This is a genomic window from Streptomyces sp. CB02980, assembly GCF_014451325.2.
In the GTDB taxonomy this organism is placed as follows: Bacteria; Actinomycetota; Actinomycetes; order Streptomycetales; family Streptomycetaceae; genus Streptomyces.
In genome coordinates, this window is sequence record NZ_JACSCH020000005.1 from 40,105 (window position 1) to 54,558 (window position 14,454).

General features: G+C 70.5%; 13 protein-coding genes. All 13 read right to left on the reverse strand.

Going from position 1 to position 14,454, the window contains the following annotated elements; all coding sequences use genetic code 11:
* Positions 1-53 precede the first annotated feature (53 nt).
* Entirely contained in the window at positions 54-1,262 is a 1,209-nt protein-coding gene (gene metK / locus E0F75_RS12630; protein WP_187622618.1) for a methionine adenosyltransferase, read from the reverse strand.
* A gap of 236 nt (positions 1,263-1,498) precedes the next feature.
* Complete coding sequence (gene coaBC, locus E0F75_RS12635) at positions 1,499-2,710, reverse strand: bifunctional phosphopantothenoylcysteine decarboxylase/phosphopantothenate--cysteine ligase CoaBC (RefSeq protein WP_187622619.1); 1,212 nt, start codon at positions 2,708-2,710, stop codon at positions 1,499-1,501.
* A gap of 97 nt (positions 2,711-2,807) precedes the next feature.
* On the reverse strand, positions 2,808-3,080 hold the full coding sequence (gene rpoZ / locus E0F75_RS12640) for a DNA-directed RNA polymerase subunit omega (protein WP_030316319.1): 273 nt from the start codon (positions 3,078-3,080) through the stop codon (positions 2,808-2,810).
* Positions 3,081-3,145: 65 nt separating this feature from the next.
* Positions 3,146-3,718, reverse strand: coding sequence for a guanylate kinase (gene gmk / locus E0F75_RS12645; protein WP_030316317.1), 573 nt, complete (start codon positions 3,716-3,718; stop codon positions 3,146-3,148).
* Between the two features lie 73 nt (positions 3,719-3,791).
* Positions 3,792-4,115, reverse strand: coding sequence for an integration host factor (locus tag E0F75_RS12650; protein ID WP_030204477.1), 324 nt, complete (start codon positions 4,113-4,115; stop codon positions 3,792-3,794).
* Positions 4,116-4,446: 331 nt separating this feature from the next.
* Positions 4,447-5,283, reverse strand: a complete 837-nt coding sequence (gene pyrF, locus E0F75_RS12655; protein ID WP_187622620.1) for an orotidine-5'-phosphate decarboxylase — start codon at positions 5,281-5,283, stop codon at positions 4,447-4,449.
* Positions 5,280-6,389 (reverse strand): quinone-dependent dihydroorotate dehydrogenase, encoded by a 1,110-nt coding sequence (locus tag E0F75_RS12660; protein ID WP_187622621.1) that lies wholly within the window; start codon positions 6,387-6,389, stop codon positions 5,280-5,282. The genes pyrF and E0F75_RS12660 overlap by 4 nt, the downstream gene beginning before the upstream one ends.
* A 55-nt stretch (positions 6,390-6,444) precedes the next feature.
* A complete protein-coding gene (carB, locus tag E0F75_RS12665; protein ID WP_187622622.1) occupies positions 6,445-9,753 on the reverse strand; it encodes a carbamoyl-phosphate synthase large subunit in 3,309 nt (1,102 codons plus the stop codon).
* Positions 9,746-10,894, reverse strand: a complete 1,149-nt coding sequence (gene carA, locus E0F75_RS12670) for a glutamine-hydrolyzing carbamoyl-phosphate synthase small subunit (protein WP_187622623.1) — start codon at positions 10,892-10,894, stop codon at positions 9,746-9,748. Before carA ends, carB begins: the two co-directional genes overlap by 8 nt.
* Complete coding sequence (locus E0F75_RS12675; RefSeq protein ID WP_187622624.1) at positions 10,891-11,463, reverse strand: hypothetical protein; 573 nt, start codon at positions 11,461-11,463, stop codon at positions 10,891-10,893. Before E0F75_RS12675 ends, carA begins: the two co-directional genes overlap by 4 nt.
* Positions 11,460-12,752, reverse strand: a complete 1,293-nt coding sequence (locus tag E0F75_RS12680) for a dihydroorotase (RefSeq protein WP_187622625.1) — start codon at positions 12,750-12,752, stop codon at positions 11,460-11,462. The genes E0F75_RS12675 and E0F75_RS12680 overlap by 4 nt, the downstream gene beginning before the upstream one ends.
* Positions 12,753-12,754: 2 nt before the next feature.
* Positions 12,755-13,735 carry an aspartate carbamoyltransferase catalytic subunit gene (locus E0F75_RS12685; RefSeq protein ID WP_187622626.1) on the reverse strand — a complete coding sequence of 327 codons (981 nt, stop codon included), beginning with the start codon at positions 13,733-13,735 and terminating at the stop codon, positions 12,755-12,757.
* An 86-nt stretch (positions 13,736-13,821) separates the two neighbouring features.
* Complete coding sequence (pyrR, locus tag E0F75_RS12690) at positions 13,822-14,388, reverse strand: bifunctional pyr operon transcriptional regulator/uracil phosphoribosyltransferase PyrR (RefSeq protein ID WP_055598744.1); 567 nt, start codon at positions 14,386-14,388, stop codon at positions 13,822-13,824.
* Positions 14,389-14,454 lie beyond the last annotated feature (66 nt).

A 14,454-nucleotide genomic window follows, 5' to 3' on the forward strand; every position in this document is an offset into this window, starting at 1 on the left:
CGAAGCCCGGCACCCCGAGGGGTACCGGGCTTCGGTCGGGTGTGTCCGGGGACCTACAGGCCGGCGGCCTGCTTCAGGGCGTCCACGCGGTCCGTGCGCTCCCAGGTGAAGTCCGGCAGCTCACGGCCGAAGTGGCCGTAGGCGGCGGTCTGGGAGTAGATCGGGCGGAGCAGGTCGAGGTCACGGATGATCGCGGCCGGGCGGAGGTCGAAGACCTCGGCGATGGCGTTCTCGATCTTCTCGTTGTCGACGGTGTTGGTGCCGAAGGTCTCGACGAAGAGACCGACGGGCTCGGCCTTGCCGATCGCGTAGGCGACCTGGACCTCGCAGCGCGCGGCGAGGCCGGCGGCGACGACGTTCTTGGCGACCCAGCGCATGGCGTAGGCGGCCGAGCGGTCGACCTTGGACGGGTCCTTGCCGGAGAAGGCGCCGCCACCGTGGCGGGCCATGCCGCCGTAGGTGTCGATGATGATCTTGCGGCCGGTGAGGCCGGCGTCGCCCATCGGGCCGCCGATCTCGAAGCGGCCGGTCGGGTTCACCAGGAGGCGGTAGCCGTCGGTGTCGAGCTTGATGCCGTCCTCGACGAGCTGCTTGAGCACGTACTCGACGACGAACTCGCGGATGTCGGGCGCGAGCAGCGACTCCAGGTCGATGTCGGACGCGTGCTGCGAGGAGACGACGACCGTGTCGAGGCGGACGGCCTTGTCGCCGTCGTACTCGATGGTGACCTGGGTCTTGCCGTCGGGGCGCAGGTACGGGATGGTGCCGTTCTTGCGGACCTCGGTCAGCCGGCGGGAGAGCCGGTGCGCGATGTGGATCGGCAGCGGCATCAGCTCGGGGGTCTCGTCCGACGCGTAGCCGAACATCAGGCCCTGGTCGCCGGCGCCCTGCTTGTCCAGCTCGTCCTCATCGCCCTCGACCCGCTGCTCGTACGCGGTGTCCACGCCCTGGGCGATGTCCGGGGACTGAGACCCGATGGACACCGACACGCCGCAGGAGGCGCCGTCGAAGCCCTTCTTCGAGGAGTCGTAACCGATCTCGAGGATCTTGTTCCGGACGAGGGTCGGGATGTCCGCCCACGCCTTGGTGGTCACCTCACCGGCGACGTGCACGAGGCCGGTGGTGATCAGCGTCTCGACGGCGACGCGCGAGGTGGGGTCCTCTCGCAGCAGTGCGTCGAGGATGGTGTCGCTGATCTGGTCAGCGATCTTGTCGGGGTGTCCCTCGGTGACGGACTCCGAGGTGAACAGACGACGGGACACAACGCTCCCTGGGGTTGCAGCGGCTGCTGGCTCTTCTTTGACGGACCGGCAGGGGGCTGCGCCCCAAGACGTTCCGTGGACAGTCTATCGGTCGTGGTCGCGGGATGGACCAGGTGTCTCGCCTGGCGAATGCCCTGAGCGGGTGAATCCGGCCGCTTCGCGGCGGGTGAACCCCCTGATGGGGCGTACATCACACGCGCCCCGCTGGATTCGTGGTCCTCGCGGGGCCGGATGCGTCAGGTCGTGGCGCGCAGCCGCGGCAGGACCAGGTCCCAGACCGTCTCGGCGAGCGCTTCCTTCGGACCGTGCGGTACGGGGGTCTCGGCGCCGTCCGAGGCGAGCACGACGGCCTCGTTCTCCTCGGAGCCGAAGGTCTTGCGCTCCCCCACCTCGTTGACGACGAGGAGGTCGCAGCCCTTGCGGCGGAGCTTCTCGCGGCCGTTGGCGAGGACGTCGTCGGTCTCGGCGGCGAAGCCGACGACCACCTGACCCGGCCGGGCGCGGTCGGCGGAGATCTCGGCGAGGACGTCGGGGTTGCGGACGAGCTCGACGGTGGGCGCTCCGCCGTCGTCCTTCTTCTTGATCTTCCCGGTGGCGTAGACGGCCGGGCGGAAGTCGGCCACGGCGGCCGCCATGACCACGGCGTCGGCGTCGGCGACGGCCTTGAGCACGGCCTCGCGGAGCTGGAGGGCGGTGCCGACGTGGACGACGTCGACGCCGGCCGGGTCCGGGATGCCGGTGTTGGCCTCGACGAGGGTGACCCGGGCTCCCCGGGCGGCGGCGGCCCGCGCGAGCGCGTACCCCTGCTTCCCGGAGGAGCGGTTGCCCAGGTAGCGGACGGGGTCGAGGGGCTCCCGGGTGCCGCCGGCGCTGACCACGACGTGCCGTCCCACGAGGTCGGGGGCCGCGGTGCCGCGGGTGAGGATCCTCCGGCAGATCTCGAAGATCTCCGCCGGGTCGGGCAGCCGGCCCTTGCCGGTGTCGACGCCGGTGAGGCGGCCGACGGCCGGCTCGATGACGACGGCGCCGCGTCGGCGCAGGGTCGCCACGTTCTCCTGGGTCGCCGGGTGCTCCCACATCTCGGTGTGCATGGCGGGGGCGAAGACGACGGGACAGCGCGCGGTGAGCAGCGTATTGGTGAGCAGGTCGTCCGCGAGGCCGTGGGCGGCCTTGGCGAGCATGTCCGCGGTGGCGGGGGCGACCACGACGAGGTCGGCGGCCTGGCCGATCCGGACGTGCGGCACCTCGTGGACGCTCTCCCACACCTCGGTCGAGACCGGGTTGCCGGAGAGCGCGGACCAGGTGGCGGCACCGACGAAGTGAAGGGCGGAGTCGGTGGGGACGACGCGGACGTCGTGGCCCGACTCGGTGAGCCGCCTGAGCAGCTCGCAGGCCTTGTAGGCAGCGATGCCGCCGCTGACCCCCAGAACGACCTTCGGCTTGGTCACCACTGCCACTCCCCGCACTCGGATGCCTACGACTCCATGAGACACCACAGGCCCGACGGATGTTCCGCCGGGCCTGTGGTGAATGAACGTGACGTGCTTACGTGGCCGGGCCCTCGATGGCCTCGGACGTCAGCAGACCCGCGTTGATCTCGCGCAGGGCGATCGAGAGCGGCTTCTCGTGGACGTGGGTGTCGACCAGCGGACCCACGTACTCCAGCAGGCCCTCGCCGAGCTGGGAGTAGTACGCATTGATCTGACGCGCGCGCTTGGCCGCGTAGATCACGAGGCTGTACTTCGAGTCCGTGGCCTCGAGCAGCTCGTCGATCGGCGGGTTGATGATGCCCTCGGGCGCGGTGATGGAAGAGGACACGCTCTACCTTCCGAAGATGGAAAAAAGGATCGGACAGCCGTTGGGTGTCCGGGGGAACAAGTGGATCATTCCCCAGAAGTCAACAGCATCAACGTTAGCAGCTCACGTGCAACGTCCTCGACGGAGGTGTTGACGAGCGTGGTGTCGAACTCCGATTCGGCGGCCAGCTCGACCTTCGCGGCGGCGAGACGGCGCTCGATGACCTCGGGCGACTCGGTGCCGCGGCCGGTGAGGCGGCGGACCAGCTCCTCCCAGCTCGGCGGGGCCAGGAAGACCAGCTGGGACTCGGGCATCGAGTCCTTCACCTGGCGGGCGCCCTGGAGGTCGATCTCCAGGAGCACGGGCTCGCCGGCGTCGAGGCGGTCGAGGACCGCGCGGCGCGGGGTGCCGTACCGGTTGCCCGCGAACTCGGCCCATTCGAGGAGCTCACCGTTGGCGATCAGCTTGTCGAACTCGTCGTCCGTCACGAAGAAGTAGTGGACGCCGTGCTTCTCGCCGGGGCGGGGCTTCCGTGTCGTCGCCGACACCGAGAGCCAGACCTCGGGGTGGACCTTGCGCATATGAGCGACGACCGTGCTCTTGCCGACCCCTGAGGGGCCGGAGAGCACGGTCAGCCGCGGACGTACCTCTGCTGCCATGCAGCGATTATTCCAGCTTTACCGGTGTGCCCGGGACGCGTGTCCCGGATCGGGAGCCGGACCGGTCACCTGATCAGGCGCCGGTGCTGCCGAACTCGCGCTCCAGGGAGGCGATCTGGTTGGAACCGAGACCGCGCACCCGGCGGCTCTCGGAGATGCCGAGCCGCTCCATGATCTGCTTGGCGCGGACCTTGCCCACGCCGGGCAGGGACTCGAGCAGCGCGGAGACCTTCATCTTGCCGATGACGTCGTTCTCCTGGCCGGTCTTGATGACCTCATGGAGGGAGGCGCCGGAGTGCTTGAGTCGATTCTTGACCTCGGCCCGCTCCCGGCGAGCCGCGGCGGCCTTTTCGAGCGCGGCTGCGCGCTGTTCAGGGGTAAGGGGCGGAAGAGCCACGCCTACGTCACCTCGGATGTCGATCTGTCGGATACGGACCGGTGAGGAACCTCGCGCCCCACACCAGTGGAGCAACGCTCAACGGAGTGGTCGTTGAACGCCTGCTCTGCCCCGGAGACTAGCGGCCGAGGCCGCTCCAGTCAGCGAGAACGGAGGAAAAGTCCTGGTCAGCATCGACCGACCGGGACTTTTCCGGCAAAACGACCCGGTTTTGAGCCAAGTTTTCGTCAAGTTGTGAGACGGCCCGGTGGGACGCGTCGTCCCACCGGGCCGAAACAGTGCCGACATCCGGGTCGATCCGCTCCGACCTGCGGAGAGACCGTGATGCTCGTTACCCGGCGACGGCCGCGCGGATCTCGTCCGCGTACCGGTGCGCCGAGTCCCGCAGGGCGGCCGCGTCCGGTCCGTGCCGCAGGACCCCGCGGCTGACGTTCGGGACGACGTTGCCGACGGCCGCGCCGAAGACGGCCGGGAGGTCGGCCGGGGTCGCGCCCTGGGCGCCGATGCCGGGGGCGAGGAGCGGACCGTTGATGTCCAGGTCGAACGAGGACAGGTCGCCGAGGGTGGCACCGACGACCGCGCCGAAGGAGCCCATCGGGGTCTCCCCCGCGTTCTCCGCGGCGAGGTGGCCCAGCATGGTGGCGCCGATCGTTCGGCCGTCCGCACGGACGGCCCGCTGGACCTCCGCGCCCTCCGGGTTGGACGTCAGGGCCAGGACGAAGAGACCGGCGCCGGACTCGCGGGCCAGGTCCACGGCCGGCTTCAGGGAGCCGTAGCCGAGGTACGGGGAGACCGTGAGCGCGTCCGAGAAGAGCGGGGAGTCCTTGCGCAGGTAGGTCTCGGCGTACGCGGCCATGGTCGAGCCGATGTCGCCGCGCTTGGCGTCCATGACGACCAGACCGCCCGCCGCGCGCAGATCGGCGGTGGCACGCTCCAGGACGGCGATGCCGCGCGAGCCGAAGCGCTCGAAGAAGGCGGACTGCGGCTTGAAGACGGCCACGGTGTCCGCGAGCGCCTCGACGACCGTGAAGGTGAACCGCTCCAGGCCGGCGATGTCGTCGGTCAGGCCCCAGGAGTCGAGCAGGGCGGCGTGCGGGTCGATGCCGACGCAGAGCGGGCCGCGCTCGTCCATGGCGGAGCGCAGACGGGTGCCGAAGGAGAGGGTCACTTGGCGGCCTTTCGGGAGTCGGCGCCGACGGCCTCGGCGAGGGTGGCGTACGGAGAGGCCGCGAGGCGCGCGGCGAGGCCCTTGTGGATCGCGCGGGCGTAGAACGGGCCCTCGTAGATGAAGGCGCTGTAGCCCTGGATCAGGGTGGCGCCGGCCAGGATGCGCTGCCAGGCGTCCTCGGCGTTCTCGATGCCTCCGACGCCCACGAGGACCAGTCGGTCGCCCACGCGCGCGTGGAGGCGCCTGAGGACCGCGAGGGAGCGCTCCTTGACGGGTGCGCCGGACAGCCCGCCGGTCTCCTTGATCAGCGCGGGGTCGGACTGCAGGCCGAGGCCCTCGCGCGCGATGGTGGTGTTGGTGGCGATGATGCCGTCGAGGCCGAGCTCCAGGGCGAGGTCGGCGACCGCGTCGACGTCCTCGTCGGCCAGGTCGGGGGCGATCTTGACCAGGAGCGGGACCCGGCGGTCGGTGACCGTGCGGTCGGCGGCTTCCCGTACGGCCGTGAGGAGCGGCCGCAGGGACTCGGTGGCCTGGAGGTTGCGCAGACCGGGGGTGTTCGGCGAGGAGACGTTCACGACGAGGTAGTCGGCGTGCGCGGCGAGGCGCTCGGTGGACTTCACGTAGTCGGCGGCGGCCTCGGCCTCGGGGACGACCTTCGTCTTCCCGATGTTGACGCCGACGACGGTCCTGAAGACCGGTACGCGCGCGTGGAGGCGTGCGGCGACGGCGGCGGAGCCCTCGTTGTTGAAGCCCATGCGGTTGATGAGCGCGCGGTCCGGGATCAGCCGGAAGAGGCGCTTCTTCGGGTTGCCGGGCTGGGCCTCGCCGGTGACGGTGCCGATCTCGACGTGGTCGAAGCCGAGCATCGACATGCCGTCGATGGCGACGGCGTTCTTGTCGAAGCCGGCGGCGAGCCCGAAGGGGCCGTGCATCCGCAGGCCGAGGGCCTCGGTGCGCAGCTCCTTGTGGCGGGGCGCGAGGACGGCGGCGACGAAGGTCCGCAGGACGGGGACGCGGGCGGCCAGGCGGATCCAGCGGAAGGCCAGGTAGTGGGCCTTCTCGGGGTCCATGCGCTTGAAGACGAGGTGGAAGAAGAACTTGTACATGTGGGTGTCCTCAGCAAGAGGGGGACACCGTTTCCGGTGTCCCCCTCGTGGGTTGCTAGTCGCGGGCCGCGGTCAGGTGTTCCGCGTGTTCCTGGAGCGAGCGGACCCCGACATCGCCCCGGTTGAGCGCGTCGATGCCCTGGACGGCCGCGGCGAGCGCCTGGACCGTGGTGAGGCACGGGACGCTGCGCGCCACCGCGGCCGTACGGATCTCGTAGCCGTCGAGGCGGCCACCGGTGCCGTACGGGGTGTTGACGATCAGGTCGACCTGGCCGTCGTGGATGAGCTGGACGATCGTCTTCTCGCCGTTCGGGCCCTCGCCCTCGCTCAGCTTGCGCACGATCGTGGCGTTGATGCCGTTGCGCTTGAGGACCTCGGCGGTGCCGGAGGTGGCGAGCAGCTCGAAGCCGTGGGCGACCAGCTCGCGCGCCGGGAAGATCATCGAGCGCTTGTCGCGGTTGGCGACCGAGATGAACGCGCGGCCCTTGGTGGGCAGCGGGCCGTAGGCGCCGGCCTGCGACTTGGCGTACGCCGTGCCGAAGACCGCGTCGATGCCCATGACCTCGCCGGTGGAGCGCATCTCCGGGCCGAGGACCGTGTCGACGCCGCGGCCGTGCACGTCGCGGAAGCGCGACCACGGCATCACGGCCTCCTTGACGGAGATCGGCGCGTCGAGCGGCAGGGTGCCGCCGTCGCCGGTCTTCGGCAGCAGGCCCTCGGCGCGCAGCTCGGCGACGGTGGCGCCGAGCGAGATGCGGGCGGCGGCCTTCGCGAGCGGGACGGCGGTCGCCTTCGAGGTGAAGGGGACGGTCCGGGAGGCGCGCGGGTTGGCCTCCAGGACGTAGAGGATGTCTCCGGCCATGGCGAACTGGATGTTGATCAGGCCGCGCACGCCGACGCCCTTGGCGATGGCCTCGGTGGAGGCGCGCAGGCGCTTGATGTCGTAGCCGCCGAGGGTGATCGGGGGCAGGGCGCAGGCCGAGTCGCCGGAGTGGATGCCGGCTTCCTCGATGTGCTCCATGACGCCGCCGAGGTAGAGCTCGTGGCCGTCGTAGAGGGCGTCGACGTCGATCTCGATGGCGTCGTCGAGGAAGCGGTCGACCAGGACCGGCCGGGTGGGGCTGATCTCGGTGGACTCGGCGATGTACGACTCCAGGCGGGCCTCGTCGTACACGATCTCCATGCCGCGGCCGCCGAGGACGTACGACGGGCGTACGAGGACGGGGTAGCCGATCTCGTCGGCGATGGCCTTGGCGCCGGCGAAGGTGGTCGCCGTGCCGTGCTTCGGGGCCGGGAGGCCCGCGTCGGCGAGGACCTGGCCGAAGGCGCCGCGGTCCTCGGCGGCGTGGATGGCCTCGGGGGAGGTGCCGACGACCGGCACGCCGTTGTCCTTGAGCGCCTGCGAGAGGCCCAGCGGGGTCTGGCCGCCGAGCTGGACGACGACACCGGCGACGGGACCGGCGAGGGTCTCCGCGTGGACGATCTCGAGCACGTCCTCAAGCGTCAGCGGCTCGAAGTACAGGCGGTCGGAGGTGTCGTAGTCCGTGGAGACGGTCTCCGGGTTGCAGTTGACCATCACGGTCTCGTAGCCGGCGTCGCTCAGGGCGAAGGAGGCGTGGACGCAGGAGTAGTCGAACTCGATGCCCTGGCCGATGCGGTTCGGGCCGGAGCCCAGGATGATCACCGCGGGCTTGGTGCGGGGCGCGACCTCGGTCTCCTCGTCGTACGAGGAGTAGAAGTACGGGGTCTTGGCGGCGAACTCGGCGGCGCAGGTGTCGACCGTCTTGTAGACCGGGCGGACGCCGAGGGCGTGCCGGACCTCGCGGACGACGTCCTCGCGCAGACCGCGGATCTCGGCGATCTGGGCGTCGGAGAAGCCGTGGCGCTTGGCCTCGGCGAGGATCTCGGGCTCGAGCTTCTCGGCGGCGGCCAGCTCGTCGGCGATCTCCTTGATCAGGAAGAGCTGGTCGACGAACCACGGGTCGATCTTCGTGGCGTCGAAGACCTCCGCCGGGGTGGCTCCGGCGCGGATGGCCTGCATGACGGTGTTGATGCGGCCGTCGGTCGGGCGGACCGCGTCGCGGAGCAGCTCGGCCTTGTCGCCGGGCTCGCCGACGAAGGTGAACTGCGAGCCCTTCTTCTCCAGGGAGCGCAGGGCCTTCTGGAGGGCCTCGGTGAAGTTGCGGCCGATCGCCATGGCCTCGCCGACCGACTTCATGGTCGTGGTCAGCGTGGAGTCGGCGGAGGGGAACTTCTCGAAGGCGAACCGCGGGGCCTTGACGACGACGTAGTCGAGCGTGGGCTCGAAGGACGCCGGGGTCTTCTCCGTGATGTCGTTCGGGATCTCGTCCAGCGTGTAGCCGACGGCGAGGCGGGCCGCGATCTTGGCGATCGGGAAGCCGGTCGCCTTGGAGGCGAGCGCCGAGGAGCGGGAGACGCGCGGGTTCATCTCGATGACGATGATCCGGCCGTCGACCGGGTCGATCGCGAACTGGATGTTGCAGCCGCCGGTGTCGACGCCGACCTCGCGGATGATCGCGATGCCGATGTCGCGGAGCCGCTGGTACTCGCGGTCGGTGAGGGTCATCGCCGGGGCGACGGTGATCGAGTCACCGGTGTGGACGCCCATCGGGTCGAAGTTCTCGATGGAGCAGACGACCACGACGTTGTCGTTCTTGTCGCGCATCAGCTCCAGCTCGTACTCCTTCCAGCCGAGGATGGACTCCTCCAGGAGCACCTCGGTGGTCGGGGAGAGCGTGAGGCCCTGGCCGGCGATGCGGCGCAGCTCGTCCTCGTCGTGGGCGAAGCCGGAGCCGGCGCCGCCCATGGTGAAGGAGGGGCGGACGACGACGGGGTAGCCGCCGAGGGTGTCGACGCCCTCGATGACGTCGTCCATCGTGTGGCAGATGACCGAGCGGGCGGACTCGCCGTAGCCGATCTTGGCCTTGACGGCCTCGACGACGCCCTTGAAGAGGTCGCGGTCCTCGCCCTTGTTGATGGCCTCGACGTTGGCACCGATGAGCTCGACGCCGTACTTCTCCAGGACGCCCTGCTCGTGCATGGAGATCGCGGTGTTGAGCGCGGTCTGGCCGCCGAGGGTGGGCAGGAGGGCGTCGGGGCGCTCCTTGGCGATGATCTTCTCGACGAACTCGGGGGTGATCGGCTCGACGTACGTGGCGTCGGCGATCTCCGGGTCGGTCATGATCGTGGCCGGGTTGGAGTTGACCAGGATCACCCGCAGGCCCTCGGCCTTGAGGATGCGGCAGGCCTGGGTGCCGGAGTAGTCGAACTCGGCGGCCTGGCCGATGACGATCGGGCCGGAGCCGATGACCAGGACGGACTGGATATCGGTGCGCTTAGGCACGCTCGGCCTCCATCAGGGATACGAAACGGTCGAAGAGGTACGCGGCGTCGTGCGGGCCCGCGGCCGCCTCGGGGTGGTACTGGACGGAGAAGGCCGGCTGGTCGAGCAGCTGGAGGCCTTCCACGACGTTGTCGTTCAGGCAGACGTGCGAGACCTCGGCACGCCCGAAGGGGGTCTCGGAGACCTTGTCGAGGGGCGCGTCGACGGCGAAGCCGTGGTTGTGCGCGGTGATCTCGACCTTGCCGGTCGTACGGTCCTGGACCGGCTGGTTGATGCCCCGGTGGCCGTACTTCAGCTTGTAGGTGCCGAAGCCGAGCGCGCGGCCGAGGATCTGGTTGCCGAAGCAGATGCCGAAGAGCGGCGTCCTGCGCTCCAGGACGGCCTGCATGACGGAGACGGGACCGTCGGCGGTGGCCGGGTCGCCGGGACCGTTGGAGAAGAAGACACCGTCCGGGTTCACCGCGTAGATGTCCTCGGCGGTGGCGGTGGCGGGCAGCACGTGGACCTCGATGCCGCGCTCGGCCATCCGGTGCGGGGTCATGCCCTTGATGCCGAGGTCGACGGCGGCGACGGTGAACTTCTTCGTGCCGATCGCGGGGACGACGTACGTCTCCTTGGTGGCGACCTCGGCGGAGAGGTTCGCGCCCTTCATCTGGGGCTGCTCCTGCACCCGGGCGAGGAGGGCCTCGTCGCGGATGCCGGTCCAGGCGTCGCCGGAGAAGATGCCGACGCGCATGGCGCCGCGCTCGCGCAGGTGGCGGGTGAGGGCGCGGGTGTCGATGCCGGAGATGCCGACGACGCCCTGGCGCTCCAGCTCCTCGTCCAGCGAGCGCTGGGCGCGCCAGTTGGAGGAGACCCGGGCGGGGTCGCGGACGACGTAGCCGGAGACCCAGATGCGGCCGGACTCGGGGTCCTGGTCGTTGACGCCGGTGTTGCCGACGTGCGGAGCCGTCATGACCACGACCTGGCGGTGGTACGACGGGTCGGTGAGGGTCTCCTGGTAGCCGGTCATGCCGGTGGAGAACACGGCCTCGCCGAAGGTCTCCCCCACGGCCCCGTAGGCGCGGCCGCGGAAGATGCGGCCGTCCTCCAGGACGAGTACGGCGGGAACCTTGCTGGTTCCCCGGGTGGAGGTCGTCATCGTGCGATGCCTTCCGTCGTGGTGGTCATGGAGTTGATGGCCTCGACCCAGGCGGTGTGCTCGGCCGCCCGGTCGGACCGGAAGCCGGAGTCGAGCAGCTTGTCGCCGTGCGTCCAGGTGACGATCAGCAGGCCGCCCTCGGCGAGGACCTTGCCTGCGATGCCCTTGTCGAGGCGGGCCTCGCGCAGGGCCTCGGCCGGGACGAAGAAGTCGTTCGCCCCGGGGCGTACGACCGCGAGCCCCGCGTCGGTGAGCGTGAGCTCGACGCGGCTGCGGGTGCCGAGGCCGTGGGCCACGATCCGGTCGAGCCACTGCCCGGCGGTCGTGGAGCCGTGGTAGCGCCCGCTGAGAGTCAGTTTCGCCGGACCGGCCGCCTCGGGCGCGGTGGGGAGCTCGGGGAGGTCCGACTGGAGGCTGCCGCGCCACTTCCAGCCCTGGCGCATCAGCCAGTACACGAAGGCGACGAAGAGCAGCAGTCCGGCGACCCAGCCGAGCCGTCCGGCCCAGTCGGTCACCTCCGCCGACTTCTGATCGGCAGCCTCTGCGGCGATTGCGATGAGTGGTGTCACGCCAGCTTCCCGTCCACGACCGTTGCCCGGCCCCGCAGGAAGGTGTGGGTGACGCGTCCCGGCAGCTCACGGCCCTCGTAGGGGGTGTTTCGGCTGCGGGAGGCGAAGTCCGCGGGGTCCACGACACCACGGTAAGCCGGATCGACCAGCGTCAGGTTCGCGGGCTCACCAGCCGAGACGGGTCGTCCGTGGCCCTGGGCGCGTCCGATGCGGGCGGGCGCGAAGGACATCCGGTCGGCGACGCCGGCCCAGTCGAGGAGGCCGGTCTCGACCATCGTCTGCTGGACGACGGAGAGCGCGGTCTCCAGGCCGACCATGCCCATGGCGGCCGCGGCCCACTCGCAGTCCTTGTCCTCGTGGGGGTGCGGGGCGTGGTCGGTGGCGACGATGTCGATCGTGCCGTCGGCCAGCGCCTCGCGGAGCGCGAGGACGTCCTTCTCGGTGCGCAGCGGCGGGTTGACCTTGTAGACCGGGTTGTAGCTCCGGGCCATCTCGTCGGTGAGGAGGAGGTGGTGCGGGGTGACCTCGGCCGTGACGTCGATGCCGCGGGACTTGGCCCAGCGGACGATCTCGACGGAGCCGGCGGTGGAGAGGTGGCAGATGTGGACGCGGGAGCCGACGTGCTCGGCGAGGAGGACGTCGCGGGCGATGATCGACTCCTCGGCGACGGCCGGCCAGCCGCCGAGTCCGAGCTCGGCCGAGACGATGCCCTCGTTCATCTGGGCGCCCTCGGTGAGGCGGGGCTCCTGGGCGTGCTGGGCGACGACGCCGCCGAAGGCCTTCACGTACTCCAGGGCGCGGCGCATGATCACGGCGTCGTCGACGCACTTGCCGTCGTCGGAGAAGACGGTGACGCCGGCGGCGGAGTCGTGCATGGCGCCGAGCTCGGCGAGCTTCTTGCCCTCCAGGCCGACCGTGACGGCGCCGATGGGCTGCACGTCGCAGTAGCCGGACTCCTTGCCGAGCCGGTAGACCTGCTCGACGACACCGGCGGTGTCGGCGACCGGGTGGGTGTTGGCCATGGCGAAGACGGCCGTGAAGCCGCCGGAGGCGGCGGCGCGGGTGCCGGTGAGGACGGTCTCGGAGTCCTCGCGGCCGGGCTCGCGCAGGTGGGTGTGGAGGTCGACGAGGCCGGGCAGCAGGATCTGGCCGTCGGCCTCGATCACGGTGGCGCCCTCGGCGTCGATCTCGCCCTGCCGGCCGGTGGCGACGATGGTCTCGCCGTCGATCAGCACGTCCTGGACGGCGCCGCCCAGCACCTGCGCACCGCGGATCAGAGTCTTGCCCATGGTTACTTGTTCTCCTCGGTACGGGTGTGGGTGACGGCGGAGTCGTTGCCGCCCAGAAGCAGGTAGAGGACCGCCATCCGGACGGAGACGCCGTTGGCGACCTGCTCGACGACCGTGCAGCGGTCGGAGTCGGCGACCTCGGCGGTGATCTCCATGCCGCGGACCATGGGGCCGGGGTGCATGACGATGGCGTGCTCGGGCATCCTCGCCATCCGCTCGCCGTCGAGCCCGTACCGGCGCGAGTACTCGCGCTCGGTGGGGAAGAAGGCGGCGTTCATCCGCTCGCGCTGCACACGCAGCATCATGACCGCGTCGGACTTCGGCAGCACGCGGTCGAGGTCGTACGAGATCTCGCAGGGCCAGGTCTCGACGCCGACGGGGACCAGGGTGGGCGGGGCCACCAGGGTGACCTCGGCGCCGAGGGTGTGCAGCAGGTCGACGTTGGAGCGGGCGACCCGGCTGTGCAGGACGTCGCCGACGAGCGTGATCCGCTTGCCCTCGAGGTCGCGGCCGAGCCCGGCGTCCCGGCCGACCAGGCGGCGGCGCATGGTGAAGGCGTCCAGGAGGGCCTGGGTGGGGTGCTGGTGGGTGCCGTCGCCGGCGTTGATGACGGGGGCGTCGATCCAGCCGGAGGTGGCGAGCCGGTACGGGGCTCCGGAGGCGCCGTGGCGGATGACGACCGCGTCGACGCCCATGGCCTCCAGGGTCTGCGCGGTGTCCTTGAGGGACTCCCCCTTGGAGACGCTGGAGCCCTTGGCCGTGAAGTTGATGACGTCGGCGGAGAGCCGCTTCTCGGCGGCCTCGAAGGAGATCCGGGTCCGGGTGGAGTCCTCGAAGAACAGGTTGCAGATGGTCCGGCCGCGCAGGGTCGGCAGCTTCCGGATGGGCCGGTCGGCCACCCGGGCCATCTCCTCGGCGGTGTCGAGGATCAGGACGGCGTCGTCGCGGGTGAGGTCGGCGGCCGAGATGAGGTGACGCATCATCGGTGTGTCTCTCCGTGGTGGGGAGGTGTGAGGGCATGCGGGGGCGCAGGGGGGTGCCCCGGCCCCGCGGGGGAAAGCCGGTCCGGCTAGGCGGTGGGCCTGGCACCGAGCAGGACGGTGTCGCGACCGTCCTCCTCGGCGAGCTGGACCTTGACCGTCTCCCGCAGCGACGTGGGGAGGTTCTTGCCGACGTAGTCGGCGCGGATCGGAAGCTCGCGGTGGCCGCGGTCGACGAGGACGGCGAGCTGGACCGCACGGGGGCGGCCGATGTCGCCGAGGGCGTCGAGGGCGGCGCGGATGGTGCGGCCGGAGAAGAGCACGTCGTCGACGAGGACGACCAGGCGGCCGTCGACGCCGTCACCGGGGATCTCGGTGCGGCCGAGGGCACGGGCCGGCTTCATCCGCAGGTCGTCCCGGTACATGGTGATGTCCAGGGATCCGACCGGGATCTTGGTGCCGGTGATCGATTCGAGCTTCTCGGCGAGCCGGCGGGCGAGGAACACACCGCGGGTGGGAATGCCGAGGAGAACCACGTCGTCTGCGCCCTTGGCGCGCTCGACGATCTCGTGTGCGATGCGGGTCAGGACCCGCGCGATGTCCGGGGCCTCGAGAACGGGCCGCGCGTCATCGCCGTACTGCTGCTGGGTGTCCATGAAGAAACGGACCTCCTTCTCCGCCTCACGGGACGGCTCTTAAAGGACGTCGGATTTGCGACGTCA